19 protein-coding genes and 2 pseudogenes are annotated in these 25,562 nt (G+C 58.1%); 16 read left to right on the forward strand and 5 right to left on the reverse strand.

All coding sequences use genetic code 11. From position 1 onward, the window contains the following. The first annotated feature begins 26 nt into the window (after nt 1–26). A complete protein-coding gene (locus tag J2Y56_RS15210; protein ID WP_310351070.1) occupies nt 27–1,757 on the forward strand; it encodes a response regulator in 1,731 nt (576 codons plus the stop codon). A gap of 127 nt (nt 1,758–1,884) precedes the next feature. Here the strand turns inward: J2Y56_RS15210 and J2Y56_RS15215 are convergent, their stop codons facing one another. After that, nucleotides 1,885–3,207, reverse strand: a complete 1,323-nt coding sequence (locus J2Y56_RS15215) for a DUF1329 domain-containing protein (RefSeq protein ID WP_310351073.1) — start codon at nt 3,205–3,207, stop codon at nt 1,885–1,887. Nucleotides 3,208–3,653: 446 nt separating this feature from the next. Between J2Y56_RS15215 and J2Y56_RS15220 the strand changes: the two genes are divergently transcribed. After that, the gene (locus tag J2Y56_RS15220; protein ID WP_310336976.1) at nt 3,654–4,352 is read left to right on the forward strand and encodes a response regulator transcription factor; all 699 of its coding nucleotides are present in this window, start codon (nt 3,654–3,656) and stop codon (nt 4,350–4,352) included. On the opposite strand, the gene J2Y56_RS15225 is transcribed toward J2Y56_RS15220, so the two are convergent. Next, a complete protein-coding gene (locus J2Y56_RS15225; RefSeq protein ID WP_310351076.1) occupies nt 4,353–5,840 on the reverse strand; it encodes an ATP-binding protein in 1,488 nt (495 codons plus the stop codon). Nucleotides 5,841–5,870: 30 nt separating this feature from the next. Between J2Y56_RS15225 and J2Y56_RS15230 the strand changes: the two are divergent. The 8 genes and pseudogenes from J2Y56_RS15230 to J2Y56_RS15265 all read left to right on the forward strand — a co-directional run. Continuing rightward, nucleotides 5,871–6,017, forward strand: a pseudogene (locus tag J2Y56_RS15230) (transposase); the annotation flags it as partial. Nucleotides 6,018–6,133: 116 nt separating this feature from the next. Continuing rightward, entirely contained in the window at nt 6,134–6,778 is a 645-nt protein-coding gene (locus J2Y56_RS15235) for a tetratricopeptide repeat protein (RefSeq protein WP_310351079.1), read from the forward strand. A gap of 206 nt (nt 6,779–6,984) precedes the next feature. Then, nucleotides 6,985–7,896 carry a TauD/TfdA family dioxygenase gene (locus J2Y56_RS15240; RefSeq protein ID WP_310336982.1) on the forward strand — a complete coding sequence of 304 codons (912 nt, stop codon included), beginning with the start codon at nt 6,985–6,987 and terminating at the stop codon, nt 7,894–7,896. Nucleotides 7,897–7,930: 34 nt separating this feature from the next. Next, the gene (locus tag J2Y56_RS15245) at nt 7,931–9,040 is read left to right on the forward strand and encodes an ABC transporter substrate-binding protein (RefSeq protein ID WP_310351082.1); all 1,110 of its coding nucleotides are present in this window, start codon (nt 7,931–7,933) and stop codon (nt 9,038–9,040) included. Nucleotides 9,041–9,044: 4 nt separating this feature from the next. After that, nucleotides 9,045–9,950, forward strand: a complete 906-nt coding sequence (locus J2Y56_RS15250) for an ABC transporter permease (protein ID WP_310351084.1) — start codon at nt 9,045–9,047, stop codon at nt 9,948–9,950. Next, nucleotides 9,947–10,732 carry an ABC transporter permease gene (locus J2Y56_RS15255; RefSeq protein WP_310336985.1) on the forward strand — a complete coding sequence of 262 codons (786 nt, stop codon included), beginning with the start codon at nt 9,947–9,949 and terminating at the stop codon, nt 10,730–10,732. Before J2Y56_RS15250 ends, J2Y56_RS15255 begins: the two co-directional genes overlap by 4 nt. Before the next feature lie 25 nt (nt 10,733–10,757). Next, nucleotides 10,758–11,522, forward strand: a complete 765-nt coding sequence (locus tag J2Y56_RS15260) for an ABC transporter ATP-binding protein (protein WP_310351087.1) — start codon at nt 10,758–10,760, stop codon at nt 11,520–11,522. A gap of 58 nt (nt 11,523–11,580) precedes the next feature. Next, nucleotides 11,581–12,963 carry an LLM class flavin-dependent oxidoreductase gene (locus J2Y56_RS15265; protein WP_310351091.1) on the forward strand — a complete coding sequence of 461 codons (1,383 nt, stop codon included), beginning with the start codon at nt 11,581–11,583 and terminating at the stop codon, nt 12,961–12,963. An 85-nt stretch (nt 12,964–13,048) separates the two neighbouring features. Here the strand turns inward: J2Y56_RS15265 and J2Y56_RS15270 are convergent. Further along, nucleotides 13,049–16,444: pseudogene (locus J2Y56_RS15270) on the reverse strand (Ig-like domain-containing protein). A gap of 855 nt (nt 16,445–17,299) precedes the next feature. Between J2Y56_RS15270 and J2Y56_RS15275 the strand changes: the two are divergent. Further along, complete coding sequence (locus J2Y56_RS15275; RefSeq protein ID WP_310336989.1) at nt 17,300–18,709, forward strand: MFS transporter; 1,410 nt, start codon at nt 17,300–17,302, stop codon at nt 18,707–18,709. Between the two features lie 270 nt (nt 18,710–18,979). Here J2Y56_RS15275 and J2Y56_RS15280 read toward each other — a convergent pair whose 3' ends face one another. Continuing rightward, nucleotides 18,980–19,999, reverse strand: a complete 1,020-nt coding sequence (locus J2Y56_RS15280; RefSeq protein ID WP_310336990.1) for an AbrB family transcriptional regulator — start codon at nt 19,997–19,999, stop codon at nt 18,980–18,982. Nucleotides 20,000–20,193: 194 nt separating this feature from the next. Between J2Y56_RS15280 and J2Y56_RS15285 the strand changes: the two genes are divergently transcribed. Beyond that, nucleotides 20,194–21,192 (forward strand): bile acid:sodium symporter family protein, encoded by a 999-nt coding sequence (locus J2Y56_RS15285; protein WP_007948849.1) that lies wholly within the window; start codon nt 20,194–20,196, stop codon nt 21,190–21,192. A 48-nt stretch (nt 21,193–21,240) separates the two neighbouring features. Next, a complete protein-coding gene (locus J2Y56_RS15290) occupies nt 21,241–21,699 on the forward strand; it encodes a metallophosphoesterase family protein (RefSeq protein ID WP_310351096.1) in 459 nt (152 codons plus the stop codon). A 19-nt stretch (nt 21,700–21,718) separates the two neighbouring features. Here J2Y56_RS15290 and J2Y56_RS15295 read toward each other — a convergent pair whose 3' ends face one another. Continuing rightward, on the reverse strand, nt 21,719–22,678 hold the full coding sequence (locus J2Y56_RS15295) for a LysR family transcriptional regulator (RefSeq protein WP_310351099.1): 960 nt from the start codon (nt 22,676–22,678) through the stop codon (nt 21,719–21,721). Here J2Y56_RS15295 and J2Y56_RS15300 point away from each other — a divergent pair. Genes J2Y56_RS15300 through J2Y56_RS15310 form a run of 3 tightly spaced genes read left to right on the forward strand, consistent with a single transcriptional unit; the run spans nt 22,577 to nt 25,548 of the window. Further along, complete coding sequence (locus J2Y56_RS15300; protein WP_310351103.1) at nt 22,577–23,854, forward strand: asparaginase; 1,278 nt, start codon at nt 22,577–22,579, stop codon at nt 23,852–23,854. The two genes, J2Y56_RS15295 and J2Y56_RS15300, sit on opposite strands and share 102 nt — an antisense overlap. A gap of 50 nt (nt 23,855–23,904) precedes the next feature. Continuing rightward, nucleotides 23,905–24,669 (forward strand): amino acid ABC transporter ATP-binding protein, encoded by a 765-nt coding sequence (locus tag J2Y56_RS15305; protein ID WP_007948854.1) that lies wholly within the window; start codon nt 23,905–23,907, stop codon nt 24,667–24,669. Nucleotides 24,670–24,708: 39 nt separating this feature from the next. Further along, nucleotides 24,709–25,548, forward strand: a complete 840-nt coding sequence (locus J2Y56_RS15310; RefSeq protein ID WP_007948855.1) for a glutamate ABC transporter substrate-binding protein — start codon at nt 24,709–24,711, stop codon at nt 25,546–25,548. The last annotated feature ends 14 nt before the right edge of the window (nt 25,549–25,562 follow it).

A 25,562-nucleotide genomic window follows, 5' to 3' on the forward strand; every position in this document is an offset into this window, starting at 1 on the left:
AGGAACCGCCTTATAGGGAGAAACGCATGGGCACTGTGCTGCTCGTGGACCATCTGCCCATCGTTCGCAATGGTCTGCGTGCGTTGCTTGAACGTGCAGGCCATACCGTGCTGGCCGAAGTCGACAATGGCCAGGATGCGCTGATGCAATGCCGCCAGTTGCACCCGGATATGGTGATCATCGAGTTGTTGGTCCCGCGATTGGGCGGTCTGGATCTGCTGCGCCGGCTACGCGCGAGCCACGAAGGCATCAAGTTGCTGGTCTATAGCGTCCAGGAGGCCAGTCTCTACGCCACACGTTCGCTACAAGCGGGGGCGGACGCCTATGTCAGCAAAACCGACGCCGTGACAGAACTGGAAAGTGCGCTTCTGGCGCTCAGCCATGGGCGCCGTTATTTTCCGCGTGAAGTCACCCGTCAGGACGCCCACAGCGTGCGCGATGAGGGTGAGAGTGAACTGGAGCAACTGTCTGGACGCGAACTCACGGTTTTGCAGATGCTCAGCCAAGGGCTCAACAACAAGGACATCGCCGAGCAATTGAGCCTCAGCTACAAAACGGTGAGTACCTACAAAGCGCGCCTGCATCAGAAACTCAAGGTCAGCAGTGATTTCCAGTTGCTGGAAGTGGCCCGCACGTTTGGCCTGGTCGCGGGTGAAGAACCCGGCGTGGGGCAGGAGTCCTCACTCGATCCGCAACTGCTGCGTGAGTATGACTTGTTGCGTGCGTTGCTCGATTCGGCGCCCTACCCAATGTTCGTGCGCGATCTGGAAGGACGGCTGCTGATGTGTAATCGCCGTTACCTGGCCTACACCGGTGAAAGCTTTGAGAACATTCGAGGCACGACGCTTGCGCAGGCAAAATGGTTGCCGGCGCAAATGCGCCAGGACTCAGAAATGCGCTTGCGCGAAGCGGTCATTCGCCAGGAGTCGTTCATGGCCGAAGCCGTTTTCGAGAATGACGGGATATCGAACGTGATGTATGTCTGGTGTACGCCATTCCGTAACGAGGCCGGTGAGCTTGTCGCCATGTTCGGTGGCATGCGCGACCTTACGGAGCGTGACAGGCTGCTCACCACATTGCGTCACGAAGGTGCCGAGGCGCGGTACGAAAGTCACCTGAAAAGCTCCATGCTGGCCGCGGTCAGCCAGGAGTTGCAGGTGAAAATAGAGGCGATGCGCAAAAGCCTCAAGGCAGTGCTGTTGCCAGACCCCGACCACCCTGAACGCATTTTTGAAAAGCTGACCCGGCACGTCGACAGCATGCGCCAGTCCTTGGCCAGGCTCGACGACTGGATAACGCTGGATGCGCACGATCAGGAGACGCTACACGAGGCTCACAATCTGGGAGCGCTGACGGAAGAACTGCTTGGGCCAATACGCCAGCAGCTCGAATCAAAGGGCTGTCAGTTGAATCTGGGGCCGGGCCTGCGCGCGTTGAAAAGCGCCTGGATCGATGTCCGACATTACCGTCAGTTGCTGGAAAGCCTGTTTGCCTACCTGTTGCAGGGAACACCGCCACCCGGAATTTCCTTGATTCTGACGACGCGCATCCTGCCTCGTGGGTTTCTACGCCTGAGTCTTGAGTTGTCGCCTTGGCATGAACCGGGCGAGGATGCCCCATCAGCCCTGTTGGCGCATGCCAGCATCCAGCGCCTGGTGCTAGCGCTGCAAGGCAAGGTGCAGACCGAGTCCAGTGTGGATGGCAGGCCGCTTGTGTGGCGACTTGAACTGGATCTGCCACAAGACGTGGGCTCCTAACAATAGGGGCGATCCACAAAGGCAGGCGAAGGCGTTGTTTCAAGGCAGTGTGCAATAAAACGCCCCGTCCCTTTTGCAGGAGGCGGGGCTTTTTGCATTTCAGTGTCCGTTCGGTATCACCTCAGGTCTAGCGAACACCGGCACCCGCCATGGACTCTGGCACCCACTGCGCCGTCGACAGCGCTTCGGTGTAGCGAATACCGCCATGAGGGCCTACCACGCCATTGATGTTGTAGGTGCGGCGCGACAGGTCGTACGTCATGAATGGGGTGGCGTCCGGGACCTGTTGGTCATAGCTCTGGCTGAGGAACGCGAAGGAGCCCCGGTACAGTTCGCCACTCATGTCGTACTGATCGGAAGCCAGAGCGGCCCAGGTGTCTTCATCCAGGTAAAAGCGGCGTTTCTTGTAGATGTGGTTGGCACCGGGCTTGAGGTTGCCCTCGACGACAAAGACCCGGTGTTTTTCCCAGCGTACGAAGTCCGGGGCAATGAAGTTGGGGGTGGTCAGCGACTTGGCCTCTCGGGCATAGGTCAGTTTGTAGGTGTTATAGGGCATGATCATTTCTTGCTTGCCCACCAGCGTCCAGTCGTACAGTTCGAGTGCGCGGGCGGTGCCGGGGTTCGGTGTGTCGTAGGCCAGGATCGAAATCTGTTTGACCCGGCGCTGGGCCGGCATGTACTGCCAGGCACGGCCAGGACGCTGCAGCGGATTGGTGGCGTTCTTGAGCATGATCGACTCGCCGGCTCGCCTCGCCGGTCCCGTATAGGACAGTTTCAACTGGTAGTAGAGGTCGGAGTTGCTGATGGGTTTCGACAGGTTCTCGTAAATCGGAAAGGAGACGAAGGCCTCGCCGGTCACCGCCAGGCTCGCCACACCCGCCGAGTCGACGCTCCAGGAGTCGTACTTGGAACGGATGTTCACGCCCTGGTAGCGCAGCAGGAAATTCCACATCGCCTCTGCACCCGATTTCGGGATCGGGAACGGCACGCCGGGCAATACATTGTCGAAAGCTATCCCGCCGTTGAGGGACGTGGCGGCAGTGGCGTTCTTGCGACTATTGTCCAGTACCGCCTGCGGCAGCGATGCGGTGCGATGGGTCGGATACACGTCGATGCGATAGTCGGGGTAGCGGCGGGCCAGCTCGACAGTGGTGGCCGTCAGCATGCCTTTGTACTGGTCAACGTTTTTGCCAGTGATCGCCAGCAGTGGTTTTTCGTGCGCATGGGGATCCGGGCGCATGCTGTCACCGATCTTGAAACCGGCCGGGGCGGTGATCAGGCCACCGCTATAAGGCGGAATGGAGCCATCGGCATTACCGGCCTTTTCAGCGCCTACCAGCGTCAGGCTGGTGCCCAGTTGCGCAGCTTCCTGACTCGATACATAGGCCTGTGCATCGATGGCCAGGGCCATGAGGAGTGGAGTAGCCAAAAAACCTTTCACGAACTTCATATTGTTATTCTCCAGCCTGGCGTACCAGGCAGTTCGAGACGCAGGCGTAGCAGTCGCGTTCGCCTTGTGGGCGTCCCGACTGGCTCAATCGCCAGATGCTTTTTTATGGCCCCATTAAAAAGCCCCCGACCAGGGGGCGCTTTTCATTTGACGACAGTCGCTTGGCTATTGATGACAGACCCATTGTGGGTCGGATCTAAGATGTATCCGGGTGTTATGGGGCGGTTTTTTTCGACCTTGTTTAGCGGCCTTTTAAAACAATGGGTTGGGGATAAATGTTTAGCGTTTCGTCATGAGGAATGCTTGTTGACGATCGAATGTATTCGACTTAAGTCTCATTTTCGAACGCCTGGAGCCTGAAACACACGATGGGTGATCGACGTGATCCCGGGTTCCCTGCTATTAATCAATGATTGTACGAGTGCTAATCATTTCGGGAGCGGGTCATGAGTCCATTCATTCGCATCGGCATTGCCGACGACCATCCAATGTTGCGTGAGGGCGTTGCCAATACGTTGAAAAAACGGGCGGATCTTCAGGTCGTGGAGCAGGGCGCCAATGCGGACGAAGCCATGGATATTGCCCAGAGGGTGCGTCCGGACGTGATGTTGATGGACGTCAATATGCCGGGCGATGTTTTCGCCGCGGTGCGGTTCATTTCCACTGAGTTGTCGGATGTGAAGGTGCTGATGCTGACGGTTTCAGAATCCGAAAATGACGCCTTTATGGCATTGGAGGCCGGCGCGCGCGGGTATGTGTTGAAAGGTGTCAGCGGACCGGAACTGGTCCAGGCGATCAGGTCGGTGGCCAAGGGTGAGTCGTATATCACCCCCGACTTTGCCAACAAACTGCTGAGTAACATCAAGAAACACGAAGCGGAAAATCAAAAGTTTGATCTGACCCCTCGGGAGGAGGAGGTCATTCGCGAGGTTTCAATGGGGCTGACCAACAGGGAGGTTGCGTCAAAGCTGTTGATCAGCGAAAAAACCGTCAAGCACCACATGGGCTGTGTGATGCAGAAACTGAACGCCCGCAATCGTGTCGAAGCGGTCACGGCCCTCCGGCACTACAGAGAGCGCGAAGCGCTCGGGCGGCTTCACATCGGCGCAGGGAAAACCCCAACGGATGCCCAGGGCGGCTCCTGACTAGAGTTTGAACTGGGCATTGACCGACGCACCCGAAGCGCTGGAGTCGATGCTGAACAACCCGCCCAGAGACTCAACGCGATAACGCATACCGGCGAGCCCCAATCGGGTTCTGCCGGATGTCTCGAGCAGCATGGCATCTGCCGCCATGCCTGGACCTCTGTCCCTGACGCTGATATTCAATACTTTACCCAGGCACTTCGCCTGGATGACCTGACCCTCACCGTTGGCATGACGGTAAGCGTTGTTGAGGGCTTCCTGCACAAAACGGTACAAACAGAGTTTGAGCGGCAGCGGCGCGGTCTTGGGTAGCTGCCCCAGGATTAATGTGACCTTGGTGCCAGTGCGTTGCTCGTGCCGTTGCGCCACCAGCTGCAACTCTTCCACCAGGCCCAGGTTGTTGATTTCCGGAAGTGCCAGGCCTCGTGATAATTCGCGGACCTCACGCAATGCGTCGGTAGCGGCGCCACGAATGGTTTCCAGCGACTCCTGATCGACCGCCGGGCAATTTTCGACGAGGTCGTCGAGCCGGATCAGAATCAAGGTCAATAACTGCGCGGGCCCATCGTGCAGGTCCGCACCAATGCGCCGCAAGGTGAGTTCGTTGACCTGGGAAAACTCCTGGGTCGCCGTCGCCATCTTGCGCTGGAGTTCGGCATTGCTGATGTGCAAACGGGTTTGCTCCTGCAGCCGTAAGTGCAGTGCCACTTGCTGGCGCTGAATAATCTTGTCACCGCGTCGCACGATGAAAAAAAGCAGCGTCAGCATTGCCAGCGTCGCGGCGCCAACAACCCCCCATACCTGCTCTCGGACACGATTGATCTCGCGCTTGAGGCTATCGGCTTTTTCATAGAATTCGCCCACCGCGATGATCTTCCCGGAGTTTGAATCCCGCAGGGGCGCGTAGATCTCATAGAGCGGCTGGTTGAGGCTGCGCTCGAATTCGTTCTCATCCTGGCTCAGTTCTTCAAGGTCGGTGACCACTTTTCCCTTGAGTGCCTCAGAGACGTGTTCCGTCGGGAATTTGTGGTGGGTGAGGGCTTTATTCGTGCTGTAGACCACCGTGCCATCCGCTCGCCAGATCTTGATCGAGACAATGTGCTGTTGGAGCGCACGACTTTGCGCGAGGTGGTCCAGGGACTGGATGCTTTCAGCCGAGAGGTCGTTGTCCCGGCTCAGCTCCTGCACATACGGCTCCAGAAACGTATCCATGTACTGCGCGGCTGCTTCTGCCGCGCTATGTACCGCGGCTCTTTCTATTCGTTGGCTCACCAGTTTGCCGACGGAGAACATGGTCAGCCCCAGGATCACCGCTGCGAAAATGACAAACTGGGTCGAGAGACTCAGCTTGCGCGCCCGGACGCCGATCCGTGTGCGCCAGATGCCATTACGAACCTCATCGGAAGCAGGGGCTGGTTCAACCATAGCCTCAGTCTCCTGCGCGATCAAAGTCTCGTTTTTTGAGTCGGCTTGCGCATTTTTTACCATCGATTGAGTCCTTGATCATCGTTTGGAAACGATTTTTGTAGCCCGGTTGGGCGTCCGTTGATTAATTCTGAATTGATGATCCGCCTGCTGATCGTAGGCTATTGCAATGGCATTCGCTCAGAGTGGCGATTGTGCAAAGAGGCCCATTTGAACCTGACGTATCGCAGGTCCTGCCGGTGGCGCGGGAACTTCAGGTCGCTAGCCGGGTCAGTACGGCGCTGTATTGGAGATGCCGAGCAGCGATGTACCTGTTTTACGACAGTGCCGTCCGAGATCCGCCGAGTCCGCCCCTGATGCCAAACAAGAGTTTTCTGCCGGGTCTCATCCTGGCGTTCTGCGCCGTCGCGTCGCTTGGCTCGGTGGCTGCCGAGCGAAGAGCGCCCTCGCAAAGTAACAGCGCCTCAACCACGCTGATCGAAACCGCCTCGCGCCAGTATGAAACCGGGCAGTTGGACCAGGCCGCTGCCACGCTGGAGCGTGCCCTGCATATCCAGCCGAACAATCCCGCGACGCTGCATTACCTCGGCGTGTTGCGTCTTCAGCAGGGGCAGTACCAGCAGGCTGAAACATTGGCGGTGCGCTCGAACATGCGGGTGGGTCGCAACGTCGAGTTACGCAACCGCAACTTCCAATTGATCCAGGCGGCGCAACAGGCCAAGGCTTCGGGTACCTCACCCAACGCCAGGGACGACGTGGTCGCCGTACAGAAAGGGCTCGAAGAGGAAATACAAAGGCGCCGCGAAGCGGAGTTGCAAGTGGCTTCGGTACAGCCGGCGCCCGTGAACGATGAGGTTGAAATTCCCCGCGGCCACTGGCCGCCGCCGGGTAAATGCCGCATCTGGTTTCCCGATCGCCCGCCGGGGCATCAGCCGGCACCTGGCAAGTGCAAGAAGCTGCGAGATCGTGTTCCCTCAGGGGCTTTCCTGGTGCGCGGGTGAATTGCTGAGTGTGGGAACTTTCGTTTGATAAGCCAGCATAAAAAGTTATGAGCTAATAACTTTGTATTTATAGCTTTTCTCCATGTTTTACATGGGCTTTGTTATATGTCCCTCCTTATATCTTTAGAATAATTTGTGATTAGTCACGGCTGCTTTTATGTCTTTATGATCTGTTCCACACAACTCGTGAGACAGGGGGTAGCTCGATGGCCATTCAAATCAAACCGGTCGCTGGTCGAATTGGTGCACAACTGGAAGGTGTGAAGTTAGGTGGGCACATCAGTGCTGAGAATTTCGAATTTATTAACCAGGCACTGCTGAAATATAAAGTGCTGTTCTTTCGCAACCAACATCTGGATGACGCCGAACACGAAGCTTTTTCCCGGCGCTTCGGTGAACAGGTACCGCATCCGACCGTACGTTCTGCTGAACAAAGCGCCGCCATTCTGCACCTGGACGCCAAGGAAACCCGCGCCAACTCCTGGCACACCGATGTCACCTTTGTTGCCAATTACCCGAAAATTTCCATCTTGCGCGGTGTGGTTATTCCACCTTATGGCGGCGATACAGTCTGGGCCAATACTGCAGCGGCCTACGCCGACTTGCCGGAACCCTTGAAATTACTGGCTGATAGTTTGCGCGCGTTGCACACCAACTTATATGACTATGCGACGCCGCGTAATACCAGTGAGGCGGGCCTCAAACGTTATCGCGAGCAATTCACTGCTGAAGTTTACGAAACCGAACATCCTTTAGTGCGGGTGCATCCGGAGTCGGGTGAAAGAAGTTTGTTGTTGGGGCACTTTGTCAAACAGATACAGGGAGTAAACCACAACGATTCGAAACAACTGATTCGCCTGTTCCACGACCGTATTACCCATGTCGACAACACCGTGCGCTGGCGCTGGGAGGAGGGCGATGTGGTGATTTGGGATAACCGCGCCACGCAGCACATCGCGATCAACGACTACGGCGATGCTCAACGCATCGTGCGCCGGACCACCATCGACGGTGATGTGCCGGTCGGGGTGGATGGTCGCTTGAGCCAGGCGCTCAAGCCAAGCCCGGATACCCGCTCGCCGAAAACCGAAGCCGACAAAAAACACCTCGCCGCCTGACAAGCGAGCCTCATGGACACAAGGAAGGTTGTATATGGAACTCAAAGGTATTGCCCTGTTTCACAAACGCAGCATCGCTGCGGCACTGGCGGCGCTTTTTGCAATACCCCTGGCCCAGGCCGATGTATTGCGCGTTGGTGTAGCGACAGCCGGCGGCGGTGATCCGGTAACGTTCAGCGGCTCGCCCCTGGCCATCGTGCGCAATCAGCAACTGCTGGAAAAGGCTTTTGCTGGCACCGGGACCGAAGTGCAGTGGTTCTTTTTCAAGGGGGCTGGTCCGGCGGTAAACGAAGCCTTGTCTAACCAGCAACTCGACTTTGCCTACCAGGGCGATCTGCCCGCCGTCGTCGGGCGCTCCAATGGACTGGACACCAGACTGCTGGCCGCACTGGGCGTACGTGCCAATCTTTACCTGGCCGTTCCCAAGGGATCAGATATCAAAAGCATCGAGGATCTGAAAGGCAAGAAGGTGGCGATCTTTCGTGGCACCAACGGCCATCTGGTGACGATCAATCTGTTGGCCGAGCATGGTCTTACCGACCGCGATATCAAGGTCATCAACCTCGATACCGGCAGCACCCAGGCTGCCTTGGTTTCCAATGGAGTAGATGCCGCATTTGGCGGTCGTGAGTTGTTCAAGCTACGCGATAAAGGCCTGATCGACATCGTTTACGACAACCCCACTCAGGATGTGCGCTACACCCGGCAGACGGCACTGGTTGTACGGGGTGCCTATGAAAAAGAACATCCGGACAACGTGCAAAAAGTCGTCGACACGCTAGTGGATGCGGCGAAATGGACGTCGGAGGACAGTAATCGTGACGCGGTTTTCACGGAATGGGCCAAGAGTAATGAACCGGCAGAATCCCTGCGCGCCGACTTTACCGGGGTCAAAATCAGGGACAGAGCCTCGCCGCTGGTCGACGACTTCCTGCTTGGCCGCTATAAGGCCGTGGCGGATCAAGCCAAGGAAGAAAAGCTCATCCGTCGCCCCGTCAGTATCGATGGCTGGTTCGAGACCCGCTATTTGCAAAAATCCCTCAAAACCAAAGGCCTTGAGAACTACTGGACGCCCTACGGTCCGGATGGCAAACAGCCGGCGGGTAATGCAGTAGCGGCCGCGACCAGCAAGCAAGGGAGCTAGACCAATGGCCAGGGCACAGACCGTCAAACTGGAGCCGTACGCAGCGCCGGGATTTCCTGGCGATAACGTCAAACGTTTGCCACCGTCACCGGCCCGGCCAGTACGCAAGATTGAAGTGCCGCGTCAGTCAGCCTGGTCCGTCAGTCTGGTGGACAAGGCCTTGCCCTGGCTGTTGCCGCTGGTTTTGCTTGGCTTATGGTATTTGGGGGTGGAACGCGGCTGGCTTTCAGAGCAGGTGCTTCCCCCGCCAGTGTACGTTTACCAGACGTTGTCGGACCTGGTCACCAGCGGTGATCTGTGGCTGAACGCGTCTGCGAGCCTGCAGCGGGTGGTCGTCGGATTTACATTGGGCGCCTTCACCGGCGTGGCACTGGGACTGGCGATGGGACTGTCCAGGACTGTCGAGGATTTTCTCTTGCCGACCTTCAACGCATTGGTGCAAATACCGGTACTCGGCTGGTTACCGTTTGCCCTGTTGCTGTTCGGTATCGGCGAGACGCTCAAGTACGTGCTGATTGCCAAGGCAGCCTTGGTGCCGATCACGCTGTGTACCTTGCAGGCTTTTCGCCAGGCACCCAAAGGGTTGTTGGAAGTCGGCCGGGCCTACGGTTTCAGTCGTCGGCAAAGCGTCACTTCCATCGTTTTGCCTGCGGCTATCCCGACGCTGTTTACCGGTTTGCGCCTGGGCTTCACCAAAGCCTGGTTATCGCTGGTCGTGGTCGAGTTGGTGGCATCGAGCGAGGGGTTGGGTTACCTGATCGTTTACGGGCGTCAGCTGTTTCAACTGGACCTGGTGATGGCGGCCGTTGTGGTGGTGGGTGCGCTTGGTCTGCTGATAGACCGTGGTTTCGATTACGCGGAGAAACGCCTCAATCGTGGTCGACCAACTGCCGGGGGGCGTCTGTCATGAGCGCGATCTTGTCAGCACGTAGCGGTAGCCACCGATATCGCGGTTGGGTCTTGCCCATTGTCGTCATTGCCGTGTGGTGGGTGGCTTCGAACCAGGGCTGGAGTCAATCGGGGTTGTTCGTTTCGCCAGAAAAAGTGGCGGCAACGGCCTGGGATCAAATCACCTCCGGCAAATTCTGGCGGGCCATTTCTGCCAGCCTGGCGCGCAACCTCAGTGGCTTTTTTATCGGGACCACCCTGGGCCTGGTGCTGGGTTGCCTGTTGGGCCTGTCGCGGCATTTCGAACGTTTAGTGGGTCCGAGTTTCAACACCTTCAAGCAAATATCCCTGTTCGCCTGGATCCCGTTGATCTCGGTGTGGTTCGGCCTGGGCGATGTGGCCAAGGTGGTGTTCCTGTCATTGGCCGCACTGGTGCCGGTGGTGGTCAATACCTGTGACGGTTTGCGCAACGTCCCGCCCAACCTGTTGGAAGTGGCGCGGGTGTACGGTTTCACCCGGTGGCAAACCATCATCGGGGTGATGCTGCCCGCCGCGTTGCCGTCGATTTTTACCGGGCTTTACCTGGCGCTGGTCTATTCCTGGCTGGCGACCATCGGCGCTGAATACCTGTTGGTATCGGGGGAGGGGATCGGCAACACGCTGATTGATGGCAGCGAACACTTCATGATGGACCTGGTGTTGTTTGGAATGGTGATTATCGGCCTGGTTGGCTGGGGCCTCAACGCAGTGGCCCGGACACTTGAGCGGCGGATGCAGCGCCTGTATGGCATCGCACCTCGTTGATTGGCACTTTCAAAAGGATCGCAACATGCTCAACAACAGCCTGACCCTGGAAAACATCAGCAAGCGTTTCGCTTCCCGACCGGGTAGCTCGACGCAGTTGCAAGTACTCGACAACATCCAGCTCGACATTGCGCCTGGCGAGTTCATCAGCATCGTCGGCGCCAGCGGCTGCGGCAAATCCACGCTGCTGCGACTGATTCTTGGCCTGGACGAAGAGTACGACGGGCGCATCCTGCTGGATGGCAACCCCATCGAAGGCACTGGCCTGGAACGCGGCATCGTGTTTCAGGATCACCGGTTGTTCCCTTGGCTCAACGTCGAGCAGAACGTCGCGGTCGGGCTCAAGAATTCACCCCTGAGCGCTGCGCAGAAACGCGAGACCGTACGCGAGCACATTGAACTGGTCGGCCTGCAAGACTTTATCGATGCCTACCCGCATCAGATATCCGGGGGCATGGCGCAACGTGTGGCGATAGCCCGCGGCTTGGTCAATCGACCGAGCGTGCTCTCGCTGGATGAACCGCTGGGTGCACTCGATGCCTTGACCCGTGCGCGCCTGCAGGGCGAGCTGCAAAACATCTGGGCCAAGGAAAAAATCACCATGATCCTCGTCACCCACGATGTGGATGAGGCGGTATTCCTGGGCGACCGCGTGGTGGTGATGCAACCGAATCCTGGCCGTATCCGGCGCATTCTCGACATCAATCTGCCGCGCCCGCGCAACCGCAGTGACAGCCGCTTCATCGCGCTGCGCGACGATGTGCTGAGCGATTTCGCCGAGCTGCACTGAGCCTTCGCGCCGCACGCAAGCTCATATTTTTATGCCTGCTTTTTTCAAGGAACGGGAAATGTCCGAACGTCAGCTCAGCCTCAACTTATTCATCTACCCGAACGGCCATCACGAAGCCGCCTGGCGTCACCCGCAATCGGTGCCGGAAGCTTCCATGGATATCGGCTATTACCAGCAACTGGCACTACGTGCTGAACGCGAGAAGCTTGATGCGATTTTCTTCGCTGATTCGCCGTCACTGGCCGAAAGCGGGCGTGAAGGTCTGCGCATTCGTTTCGAACCCATCACCTGGCTGGCGGCCATTGCCGCGGTGACCCAACGCATCGGCCTGATCGCCACGGCCAGCACGACCTACAGCGAGCCTTACAACCTGGCCCGCTCGTTCAGTGCGCTGGATCACCTCAGCAAGGGCCGCGCCGGTTGGAACATCGTCACCACGTCCATGGCGGCAGCCGCCGCCAATTTTGGCCTGGACCAACATCCTTCGGCTCATGACCGCTATGCCCAGGCCGAAGAATTCGTGCAGGTGGTCGGTGACCTGTGGGACAGCTGGGAGGACGATGCGCTGGTGCTGGACAAGACGTCCGGGGTGTTTGCCGACAATGACAAGGTGCATTCGATCAACCATGTGGGCACTTACTACAAAGTCAAAGGCCCCTTCAACTCGCCACGCTCCCCGCAGGGGCGACCGGTGCAGGTGCAGGCCGGGTCCTCCGAGGATGGCCGTGATTTCGCCTCCCGGCATGCCGAAGCGATTTTCACCGCGCACCAGACCCTGCACAGCGCGACCGAATTTGCCAACGATATCCGTGCCCGGGCAAAAGCGGTGGGGCGCGATCCTGGCCAGCTGAAAATTCTCCCGGGCATCAGCCCGTACATTGGCAGCACCGAAGCTGAAGCCCAGCGCAAATTCGACGAGCTCAACGATCTGGTGCTGCCGCATGTTTCGCTCGGTCAATTGCGCCGCATGTTGGGAGTTGATCTGTCCGGTCACGATCTGGATGCGCCGTTCCCGCGCCACCTGGTCAATTTCGACAGCAGCGAGAGCCAGTCCAGTCGCTTCAAACTGATCATCGACATCGTCGACCGCGAGAAACCGACGCTGCGTCAGCTGATCAATCGTCTGGCCGGTGCTCGCGGGCATTGGGTTCCGGTCGGTACGCCGGTGCAGATCGCCGACCTGATTGAGCAGTGGTTCCGCAGTGGCGCCGCCGATGGATTCAATGTGATGCCGCCAGCGTTCCCCGAGGGCTTTGACGTGTTCCTCGATGAAGTGCTGCCGATCCTGCGCAAGCGTGGGCTGTTCCGCCATGAATATGCGGGCAGTACGCTGCGCGAACATTATGGTTTGAGTCGCCCGGTTTCGCGTTTTGCCCAGGAACCCACCGCAACGACTTTTCCATTGCGCAGCGCAGTGCAATCGATTCCATATCCTGTTTGATCTCGTTCCGGGCTAAAGCTGTATCAGCGGGAGAGCGCCTCAAAAGACTGTTAAGGCGCTCTCCCGTTGACGTTCTGTTGAAGACTCAGTGAGAGACAATCGGTGCCGTCACCGTCTTGCCGAGCGCTGAGGTAATGGTGATGGTCGGGTTAGGCGACGGGCCACTGCCGGTGGTTGTCACCGATATCCGCCAGCGAGCGCCGGTACCGATCGGGACCAAGGTGGCCGTACCAAGGTTCAGCGGGCCCGTGGTGGTCGAGGCCGTTGCTGTAATGATGTTGCCCGTGCCTCGCGATGTGGTACCGCTCAGGTCCCAGGTGTAACGGCTGTTGCTGCGGGCGGTGACCACCGCGCTGGTGACCACCAGGTCTTCATTGACCGCCGCCGGGGCGGATACCGCCACGGACACCGTCGCCGGGTTCGACACCGCATCCTTGGCGTCGCTGGCGTTATAGGTGAAGGTCGCGGTGAACGGCTCGGGGATGGTGGCCGGAGGGGTGTAGATCACCCGCACACCGTCGGTGCTGACGATGCCTTTACCCGAATCCGGCTGGTTCAGGTCCACCACTTTGAGCGGCAGATTACCGTCCGGGTCCGTGTCGTTGGCCAGCACGTTGATGGTCACCGGCAGGCGGTTGTTGCTGATGGCGCTGTCGGGATTAGCCACAGGTTTTTGGTTTTCGCCTTCATGATCCTCATCGGTATCGCCGCTGCGGAAGGTCGGCAGCGCCGCGGAGGCCACGTAAGTGACACCGTCCCAGCCGGGCAGGGGCGTTGGCATCAACTGGAACTGGCCGGGATGTTCGATATCCCAACGCAGCAACATGGAAGTGTCTTCGTGCTGGGTGTTGTGGCAATGCTCCACAAACGTACCGGCAAATTCACGGAAGCGCAGCGCTACGTCAATTTCCACCGAACTGTCGATCTCTTCGCCCACGCGATACACGTCCTTGCGCGCCCATTTTTCCCATTCCGGGGGGGGTTGACCGTCGCGGCTGAGAACAACGCCTTCCTCGAAATGCACGTGCACCGGGTGGCTCCAGCCGTTGCCGCCGTTCTTGATTTTCCATACTTCGAGGGTGCCGTCGCCGGAGAACCCGGCGTCCGTCGGGCCGTTGGCCAATTGCGGGGCGGCGCTGATCCGGCGAGGATCCATGGCATAGCCGAAACCGCCGTCGGTCTTGACGGTCCAGGGGGCTTCGTCAGTGCCGTCGGAGCGACCGAAAATGAACTCGCGATGCCGCGCCACTTTGAGTTTGGCCTGGTCGACGGGGTTGTCTCGGTCGATGGTCAGCGGGATCATTTTCTTGCCGGCCGGTTTGCCCGGTTTGGCGGGTTCATAGTCAGCCGGGTTCATGCTCACGTCCTGGCCGGAGTAAGGTTGCACCCACAGTTGCAGGAACTTGCCCACCACTGGGTCGCCCTTGTCCCATTTCGGACCATCACTGGTTTGCTTGATTTCGGCCTTGTACTCCTCGGACAACACTTCGGCCAGGCTCACTTCCTCCTTCTCCGGGCCCTTGCCGGTCTGGTGCTCCATCAGATTGACGAAGTACAGCTTGTCGCCGGGCTGGATGCCGTGTTTCGCGAAGTTGATGATGATGTCGTAACGCTCGGCGATCGCCTGTGTCGGCAGAATCGCGTTGTGCCCCTGTTTATTGCCGTCGCCGTCCAGGTCCATGCTGCCGTCGAAAGGGATAGCATGTTCCATGATGTTGCCGTCGTTGCCGATCATGTGAAATGGCACGCGGTTGTAGGAGACGCCTGAGCCGGACGGGCCGCGGAATTCGCCGCCGGTGCCAGCGATTTCACGTACCACGGCAATCTTGAAGTAGCGCGACACCGAGCCGTTGAGAATGCGGAAGCGATAACTGCGTGCGCGCACTTTCAGGCGCGGCTCGTACTGCCAGTTCACCAGGATCTGGTCGCCGAGAAAGCCGTCAGTGTTGAACGGGTTGAACCACAGCTGACCGTTGGCGTCCCAGGCCTTGTCCGCGATCACCAGGTTGACGTCGTAGTCACGGTTGCCCCAAGGCAGCGCCGAACCGCTGGGCAGGCGCAGGTTGACCCCATCTTCCAGTGCTTCGTTGCCGCGATCCAGGGCGCTGTAGTAGTTCATCATCACCGCGTTGCCCTTGTAGACGTTCTGTGCGGTGAAATCGAGCATGTGGTCGTGGAACCAGTGGGTGCTCATGGTTTCGCGCCAGTCGCCCCGGATCTTGATGGTGCCGTTGTCGCAGGTTTTGAGGCCGGGACTGGTGTCGTTGACGTACAGCGTTTCGCCCGGGGCGCAGGGGAACGCTGCACGCGGATCTTCAGCTTTGGTGTTGATGGTGTCGTAACCGGCCAGTTGCAGCGGCCAGCGATAGTCGTAGTACTGCCCCGGAAAGAAAAACGCATTGGTGTAGCCATCGCTTTCGGCCGGGGAGTGACCGTTGTGCTCGTGGGTGCTGATGGTGTGCAGACCGAAGCCCATATTGGCCGCCGGGTCGATCGGCAAGGCATTGTAGTGACGCATCAGCACCGGTTGGCCGTAGCGCACCATCAGCAGTTTTGCCGGAAAGGTGCCGTCGAAAGTCCACAAGGCATTGTGATTTTGCAGCGGAAAATTTGGGTGGAAGCGCGTATCGATGCCTTTGGTGGTGCCCGTCGTGGTCGGGATGTCCGAGGTCTGATAGTAGAGCCCGCCCGGCCCGAATTCACCGACGGCATAGTTGTGCAATTGCCGGCGGTCGCGCATGCCGGTGTTGACACGTGCGCCCACTTGCACGGTCTTGAAATCGACCTGCGGGTAGAACTCGTTCCAGCGCTGATGCGACCAGCCTTTTCCTGGTGGACGGCCTTCGGCAGGCGAACCGACTGGGTGTCGGTTGAGGAAGGTTTCGATCTGTGCCTTCTAGGGGTTGCGGTCCAGTACGTTGGAGAACTGCGACGGGAACGGGAACAGACCAGGCTGGCGCATGAACGCATCCAGCGCGGCACCCGAGGGGGCGCTGCGCGCGACGCTGTTCGGGTCCTGCGCAGGCGCCGGGCCGACGGTGGGGACAGGGAAGGTCAGGGGTGGCGCCGGGATCGTCGGGTCGAGTTTCTCCGTGCCGAATTCCTCGAACAGCAGCAATTGTTGGGTAAAGGGTGACGCCCCGAACAACGGACTGGGCTTACCGTTGGTGGGGAAGTTGTACGAGGTTTGCACACTCGGCGGCAGCACGTTCTCTGCACGCGGCGTGTCGCGGTCGCCGTATACGCCATTGGGCAAGGCAATCGAGCCCTGGTTGGCTTCCGGCAATGCTTCCAAAGCCTCCATCGCGGCTTCGGGATCGGCAGGCGGATTGTAGAAGGCGGAAGGGTCCGTGGGCGGCGGCTGGCTGACATCATCGAGCGGTGCGGCGCCTACCTTGGTCAAGCTGACGAAAATGACAGCGGCTACGCCCCATTTCCTCAGGAAGTTGAGCGAACTGAATGCTGATGCCGCGTTTTTCATGGTGTTCCCCTCGCAACATGCCAAATGGCGAAATCCGTCGTCCCCAACGGAAACGACAGTTACTGCGTTGCAAGGGCTTTGGCAAAAGTCGGGCCAACGGCAAAAAAGAGGTAAAAATCCAGATTTATTAGGTGGTTAATTGGAAGTGTTTCTCAAATGAAACAACTGAGTGGTGGGGGATATTCCTCTAAATAGGTGGCTTTTTGCCTGATTAGGTGGGAACCACCTGTTTTGGGGGAGGGAAGTGCCGATTGAGAGCTGAAACATTTGTCATCGTACAACATGGTTGAAGGGAGCAAGACCTCACCTCCCGTCGTCAATGCGCGACAATTCCCACGGGTGAAGAGCCTAAAGCTTCCAAGTTCAGTAGGAAATCGTCATTTTCACAAGGGGTCTTTCTCTAGACAAACGGCTATGTTTGATATTGACAGCCCGACATGTAACTAGATATAAAAGGCACAGTTGTACGACGACAGACGATACGTCGGCTGTCATGCCAAAAAATAAAAAGAGTGTCGGCCCCATCATGAAATCAACTTGCGTACTCATCCCCCTCAGCGTCGCTTCCTCTGGTCTGATCTTGTCTGCTTGCGCGCCCGCACAGTCAGTTCCGTCGCAGGCGACCGTCCCGCCAACCCCCTGCTAGTACTCGCTACACGCCCGGCTCCAGCCACCAGCAATTGCACTGCGCGTGATGCAACCGGCGGCGGGGTACAGCATAAGTTGATCGCAAGACCCGGCTGGAACTGACCAGCCTTGGCGCGGACTCTTCGCGTTTTGGCGATGCTCTACGACACAATTGATCTCGCTTGAAACCGAGAGATCATCACCACAATCCAATAATAAAGTGATGCCATGAATCTAAACGAGCCCATCAATGCGAATGTGCAACGTGTCGGCCAAGCGGTTGGCAAATACCGCTGGACGATCTGTGCGTTGCTGTTTTTTGCCACGACCATCAACTACCTGGACCGCCAGGTACTCAGTCTGTTGGCGCCGCAACTGTCGACGCAGTTTGGCTGGAGTAACACCGACTACGCCAACATCGCCTCGGTTTTCCAGTTTGTGTACGCGATTTCCATGCTGTTTGCCGGCCGCTTCGTCGACAAGATCGGTACCAAAAAAGCGTATATCTGGGCGATTGGCATCTGGTCCACGGGTGCGGTCATGCACGCCTTTGCCGTGCCGATGGGTGAGGGCATTGGCGCCCTGAGCAGCGCGCTCGGCCTGGCCGTCATTCCGGTCTCGATTGCCGGTTTCATGCTGTCTCGCGCGGTGCTGGCGATTGGTGAAGCGGGTAACTTCCCGATCGCCATCAAGGCCACTGCGGAGTACTTCCCGAAGAAGGAACGTTCCTTCGCCACCGGTATCTTCAACTCCGGTGCCAACGTGGGCGCAGTCCTGGCGCCGATCTGCGTACCGCTGATTGCTGCTCTCTGGGGCTGGGAAGCGGCATTCATCGTGATCGGTATGTTGGGCTTCGTCTGGGTCGCCGTCTGGATTGCGCTCTACCAGAAGCCGGATCAGCAAAAGCGCCTGTCGGCGGAAGAGCTGGCGTACATCCGTAGCGATGAACCTGCGCAAGTAGTCATCCCGGAAGTGTCGGGTGTCGCTGCCAAAAAAGTATCGTGGTTCAAGCTTCTGACCTACCGCCAGACCTGGGCGTTTGCTTTCGGCAAGTTCATGACCGATGGCGTGTGGTGGTTCTTCCTGTTCTGGCTTCCAACCTACCTGTCGGCGCAATACGGCATGAAGGGCGCGGCCATCGTGGCACCGCTGGCCGTGTTGTACAGCTTGACCATGATCGGCAGTATTGGTGGCGGCTGGTTCCCGAGCTACTTCATGAACCGTGGCGACAAGCCGTATGACGGTCGCATGAAAGCCATGCTGGTGATCGCGCTGTTCCCGTTGGTGGTATTGCTGGCGCAGCCATTCGGTTACATCAGCTTTTGGGTACCTGTGTTGCTGATTGGCGTTGGCGCATCGGCGCACCAGGCGTGGTCGTGCAACATCTTCACGACGGTGTCCGACATGTTCCCGCAAAAAACCATCGCTTCGGTGGTCGGTATTGGCGGCATGGCCGGTGGCTTGGGCGGTGTGGTGATGACCAAGGTCGGTGGTTATGTGTTCGACTACTACAAATCAGTCAACGATATTCACACCGGCTACATGATCATGTTCGCTATCTGTTCGGTCGCCTATCTGGTGGCCTGGAGCGTGATGAAACTGTTGGTGCCACGCCACAAGGAAATCACTGATCTGTAAACAACGATCAGTGCAGTAGAAAGCCCCGTCCCACTTCAGTGGGGCGGGGCTTTTTCGTTTCAAGCATCTGATCCGTATTTTCCCGCGCTATCTGCCTCTGTTATGCACCCAGTTGCAGGCTCACAATGACCGCAAACAGTGAGCTCAAATGTAGGAGGCCCCGATGGGCAAGATGGCAATTTTCCTGGGTGGATTTCTGGTGCTGACCATTTTGATTGGCGTCCTGGCCACGTTCTCTCCCGTTTGATCCTTATGCCAGCAGAGTGCTGATCAAACCTCTTCTCGCCACCGCCGCGCCTGAACCAGCAGTGCCGGCGCAAAGTGCAGCACTACCATGCGCACCAGATGATGAGTCAGGATGAACACCACGTTCAGCCCGCCACTGAAGGCGACCATGGAGATGGTCTCGATGGCGCCCGGCATGTAGGCCAGCCATAACGACCAGGGATCGCTGCCCCAAACCCGCCCGGCCACGCAGGCAAACGCTGCGGCGATCAGCAACATCAGGCCAACGGACATCAACGCGGCCCGTCCATGTCGAGCGAGTTCAGCGACACTGATGTCCTTGAATTTCGACCCGATCAGCACACCAAGCAGGACGGCCGCGGAGTCGACACTCCATGACGGCATGTGAAAGCCCTGCAAATAGCCGGTCTTGACGTAGACGCCTGTGAGCACGATAGCGGTCAGCATGAACGGCGCCGGGACGCCGACGTTCAGCAGCAAACGACCCAGCAACAGGCTTAAGGCGATCAGCGATAACAGGGTCAACGCCAGGCTGATGCTCAACGGGCTGCTCTGGACAATCGCCACGGTGGTCTGCCCGGGAATTAAAAAACTCACGAGGAGGGTGATGGAGATCAGTCGCACCAGATGCACGACGATCACTTTGCCGGATGCGCGTTCGGATTCGAGCAAGTCGAATACCGCCGCGAGTGCGCCGGGGTAGACGGCCAGCAGGGTATCCTTGCGGTTCCATCCGGCGATTTTCAGCAGCGCCAAACCGGCCACCGCGCTTTGCACCATCAAGCACACCAGCATCACGCCCAGGCTGGGCAAGATGGCCGCGACCGTATGGCTGTCCCACGCCGAAAACATCAGGCCGGTCGCGATCCCCAGGACGATTTGCACATAGCCGAGGCTGTAACGCAGGGTAGGGGAGAAGCGCAGATTGCTGGCGATCATGGCGCTTGTGAGTATCGAGCCCAGCAACAGGCCATGAGGGACGCCGGCGTATTGCAGCGCGGCGCCGACGCCGGTGGCAATCAGTAAACACAATAGGGTTTTCATGAACCTTCCTTGAGTATGAACTCCCCGAGGTTTACATCCGGGCTGCCCCTGTTTTCCCACTGAACGGCATGAAGCGTCAAGAACGCTGATAGTTCTGTCCTTTAGGCGATATCTACTGGCTTACTAGCGATAGTCGGCAGTCTGTGGTCGGGTTAGAGTCGTGATCACGTTCCTGGCAAATCCGGATGCCCCTGATGACGCGCCCTCGTTTCTTACCCGACAACTTCACCTTGACCCTGATTGGCGTCGTACTGCTCGCCAGTGTGTTGCCCGTCAGCGGTCAGGTCGCGGTGGGCTTCGGGTGGCTGACCAACATCGCCATCGCCCTGCTGTTTTTTCTGCATGGCGCCAAGCTGTCTCGCGAGTCGATCATCGCCGGTGCCGGGCATTGGCGCCTGCATGTGCTGGTGTTCAGTCTGACCTTTGTGCTGTTTCCGCTGCTCGGTCTGGCGCTGAAGCCGGTGCTGTCGCCGCTGATCGGTGATGATCTGTACATGGGCATGCTCTACCTCTGCGCGCTGCCCGCGACGGTGCAGTCGGCCATTGCCTTTACCTCCCTGGCGCGAGGCAACATTCCGGCGGCGATTTGCAGTGCGGCGGCGTCCAGTCTGTTCGGAATCTTTATCACGCCATTGCTGGTGACGCTGCTGCTGAATGTGCACGGCGATGGCGGTTCGACCCTCGATGCGATCGTGAAAATCAGCGTGCAACTGCTGCTGCCCTTTATTGCCGGGCAGATTGCGCGACGCTGGATCGGCGCCTGGGTCGGGCGCAACAAGAGTTGGCTGAAGTTCGTGGATCAGGGGTCGATTCTGCTGGTGGTCTTCGGCGCGTTCAGCGAAGCGGTGAACGAGGGCATCTGGCACCAGATCCCGCTGTGGGAACTGGCCGGGCTGGTGGTGGCGTGCTGCGTATTGCTGGGTTTGGTATTGGTGGCTTCAACGGTGCTGGGCAAAGCCTTTGGTTTCAATCTGGAAGACCGCATTACCATCGTGTTCTGCGGCTCGAAGAAAAGTCTGGCCACCGGTGTGCCGATGGCCCAGGTGCTGTTCGCCGGCAGCACCATTGGCGTATTGATCCTGCCGCTGATGCTGTTCCATCAAATCCAGCTGATGGTCTGTGCCGTGCTGGCCCAGCGCTACGCCAAACGCCAGGAATCGGTTGCTGAGTTGATGGCGCAAGTAGATCCTTGATCGCCCTAGTGTCGAATTCCGAGCTCCGAGCCTCGTCTGGAGTGATGCATGAAGGTTGGCGTGATTTCCGATACCCACGGCTTGCTCCGCGCCGAAGCCGTCGCGGCGCTGGAAGGGTGTGAGCGGATCATTCATGCGGGGGACATCGGTAGCCGGGACATTCTCGATCAACTGGCGTCTATTGCCCCGCTGTATGTCGTGCGCGGAAACAATGATCTGGGCGAGCCCTGGGCCGCACAGCTGGACGATCTTCTGCGTTTTGACCTGAACGGATGGGGCGCGTTGCTGGTGCATGACATCGCTGATGTTCCGGCCGTACTGGATGCAGACATCACGCTGGTGATCACCGGGCATTCGCACAAGCCACGCATCGAATGGCGCGGCGAGCGGTTATTTCTCAATCCCGGCAGCGCGGGCCGGCGGCGCTTCAAACTGCCGGTGACGCTGGCGTTGCTTGAGGTGCTTGAGGACTCGATTGAGCCGCGTCTGGTTTCGCTTGTGGAATGATTTTTTTCCGCGCCGGTGTCTATTCCACCTTATGCCGGAGGAAGTCAGGAGGTAATTCGCCAATGCCTTGCAGGCGGGCTTCGAGAAACTCGCGCAACACGCGAACCTTTGTCGAAAAGCGGCGATTGGGAAGGTAAGCCATGTAAATCTGTCTTCCTGTCAGCGAATTAACGAAACGATAGTCCGGCAGGACAATCTGCAATTGACCGTTCACCAGCAGATCGCGAACCAGCCAGATCTCGAATTCCGCTATTCCCAGCCCCCCACACACCGCTTCGAGCAATAGTTCCGAGTTGTCTGATTGAAGATTGCCTTGCGGGAAAATCGAATGTTTTTCCTCTTCCCGGACGAAATACCAATGGGGGTCGCTATCCGGGTGTACGTAGACCAGACAGTTATGGGCGCTCAGATCGCCAGGCGCCTGGGGATGCCCATGCTGTGCAAGGTAGTCAGGCGTGGCGCAAAGCAACGAATCGTTGCGGGAAATCGGATAGGCGATCAAGTTCTCCAAATGGTTTTCACCCTCATGGATATCCAGGTCAAAGCCGCCGACGATCATATCGTTGTGATTGTCTGTCAGGCGCAGATCCATCTGGATGCCGGGGTACATCTTTAGAAAGGGGGCGATAAGCGGCGCGAGGAAACGCCTGCCGAACGCGACGGGCGAAGTGAGTTTCAGAGGGCCACTGGGTGCAAGGTTGAGATCGCTGACCACACGCAAGGTGTCATCCAGGTCGGCGATCATCGACAACGCCCGCGCGTGATAGATCTGCCCCGCCTCGGTCAGTGCGACGATATGGGTGGTGCGATGGAGCAGGGTGGTGTTCAGCGATTTTTCCAACGCCGAAATGGTCCGGGTCAACGTCGAGGGAGAAACGTGCATCTCTCGGGCGGCCGCGGAAAAGCTGCCCAACTCAACGACTTTCACCAAGGCCCTCATCACCCCCAGATGATCGATGCGTGCAATTTCGGAGCTCATTTCAGGTTGATTGCCTTTGCGCTGGGTGCAAAACCGAATTCCTTTACTCGATGTTCCACCGGTTTTTATCGGAATATAGACTCAAACCCATGCCGTGCGCACATCCTTGTTGCCCGTCAACGAATATTCCCCGTTGCAAGTCGGAGTTTGAAGAACCTCATGAATTTTCCTGCCCATGTTCCAATCGCCATTGCCACTCGAAACGAACATGTGGAGCGAATCCATTGGGGGTCAGTGGCCGTGGTGGATAGCGAGGGCGCGCTGCTGGCCTACGCTGGCGACCCGGCCTCCATGACATTTTCCCGTTCTACGCTCAAGCCCTTTCAGGCCGTTCCTTTTGTCCGTGACGGCGGCCCCGAGCGTTTTGGCTTTACCGATGATCAGGTCGCTTTGATGTGCGCCAGCCATTCCGGGGAAGCGTCGCACGTCGATGCCGTGAGCAACATGCTGACGAAAATCGGTCACGAAGTTCATGACCTGGGATGCGGCTGCCATTTGCCGGACTTCTACAGTGGCGACAATCTGCCGCCCCAAGGTTTCCACTTTGATCAACGCCACCACAACTGTTCCGGAAAACACACCGGATTTCTTGCCTACTGCCGCCTCCACGGATTAGAGAGTAGTTCCTACCTGGCGCCCGAACATCCCTTGCAACGCGATATCCAGCGGGTCGTCGCAGGGTTGACGCGGATGCCGCAAAATCAGCTTTGGACGGGGACTGACGGCTGTAACGCGCCAAACCTGGGAATGCCGCTCTCGCGACTTGCGCTGTTATGGGCACGTCTGGCCAGTGGTGATGCCGGGAACGACACAAGCCTCAGTCCTGTTTTGCAGCGGCTGTTCGACGCCATGCGTCGTAATCCTCAAATGGTCTCCGGTACCGGTCGATCCGATCTGGGCATCACCCTGTCCTCCAACGGCGATTGGGTCGCCAAAACGGGGGCTGATGGTGTGCAGACGGTGGGTATCCGCAGTCGCGGACTGGGCGTGGCGGTCAAGGTCAGCGATGGTGATTTTCCCAGTGTGTTTGCCGTCACCATCTCAGTGCTCAAGCAGTTGGGCGTGTTGGAAGGTGAGAATCAGTTATTGGCACCTTGGGCAGATCCCGCGTTGAACAATTGCAATGGCGCCCCGGTGGGGCAATTGAAAGCCACTGTGCAATTGAAGTTCGTCTAATGCACAGTGCCGGCAGACACGAATCAGACATCTAACGCAGAGCTCAAGCCATGCAATCGACGCGCTCACTGGATCAGAAACCCCCAGCCATTTCATTGCGGGCAGTGAACAAATTTTTCGCCAGTCAGCAGGTGCTGTTTGATGTAGACCTGCAAGTACAACCCGGTGAAGTGGTGGTGATTATCGGCCCCTCCGGTTCGGGTAAATCGACGTTGTGCCGGTGCATCAATCGTCTGGAAGCGATCGACAGCGGCGAGATTTTTCTGCACGGTGAACGCCTTCCGGAAGAGGGCGGTGCGTTGGCGAAGATGCGTGCCAAAGTGGGCATGGTCTTCCAGAACTTCAATTTGTTTGCCCACCGGACAGCGATGCAGAATGTTGCGATGGGCCCACGCAAAGTCCTCGGCATGAGTCGTCAGGATGCCGAGGCATGGGCCATGCAACTGCTTGATCAGGTCGGCTTGGGGCACAAGGGCAAGGCGTATCCCGCAGAGTTGTCGGGTGGACAGCAGCAACGCGTCGCGCTCGCTCGTTCGCTGGCGATGAAACCCAGTGTCATGTTGTTTGATGAGCCAACCTCCGCGCTTGATCCTGAAATGGTCAACGAGGTGCTGAAGGTGATGGTCGAATTGGCCCGCAGCGGTATGACCATGGTGGTGGTCACGCATGAAATGGGCTTCGCGCGCTCGGCCGCTGACCGGATCGTTTTCATGGACGCCGGTCGCATCGTCGAAAGTGCGCCCCCCGAGATTTTTTTCAGCGCTCCGCGTTCAGAGCGTGCTCGCGATTTTCTTTCCAAAGTACTCGCACACTGAATCAATTAGTCGAAACCACAATAACAAGAGAAATACACCATGCGCCCAAACCGATTTGCTGCTCTAAGCCTTTCCCTGCTGACGTCCTGCATATTCGCCGGTCTTGCGTCGGCCGATACGACAGAGAAATTCGCGGCCGATTCGACGATGGCCAAGATTCACGAGCGAGGCAAGCTGGTCGTTGGCACCTCGCTGAACACGCTGATGTTCTCCTCACGCAACCCCATGACCGGCAATGTCGAGGGCTTCGAAGCTGAACTGGCAAGGATGCTGGCCAAACGGCTGACAGGATCGGAAGACAACATCGAGTGGGTCAGCACGACGCCGGAAAACCGCATTCCGCTGGTGCAGAACAAACGTGTCGACCTGGTCATCTCAACCATGACGGTCACGGATGAGCGCAAACAGGTCATTGGTTTTGCCGGTCCGTATTACCTCGCGGGGCAAGATTCGCTGGTCCGGGCGGATGACCATTCGATCAATAAAACTGCAGACCTCGACACCAAGACCGTCTGCGTCCTGAGCGGCACCACCGTTGAACGCAACCTCAAGCCGTTGGCGCCCAATGCCAAGATAGTCACCTTTAGCGACGCCTCGGCGTGCGTGGAAGGGCTGATCGATAAACGTTTCGATGCCTATGTCGACGACGGCGCCACGCTGGTCGGCGAGTCGATGCGTCAGCCCGGCAAATTGCGCGTAGTCGGCGCCCCTTTCACCGAGGAGCCCTACGGGATTGCCGTCGCCAAGGAAGACAAGACCTGGCGTGACTGGATCAACACGCAACTGAGCACGTCGATTCGTGATGGCCAGTGGCAAAAAATGTATGACAAGGAACTCGAAGCCGGTTTGGGCGCGCCCCAAGTGCCCGTCATCCAATAAGAAAAAAATCCACA

Origin of the sequence: Pseudomonas sp. BE134 (genome assembly GCF_031456105.1) — a bacterium.
Classification (GTDB): Bacteria; Pseudomonadota; Gammaproteobacteria; order Pseudomonadales; family Pseudomonadaceae; genus Aquipseudomonas.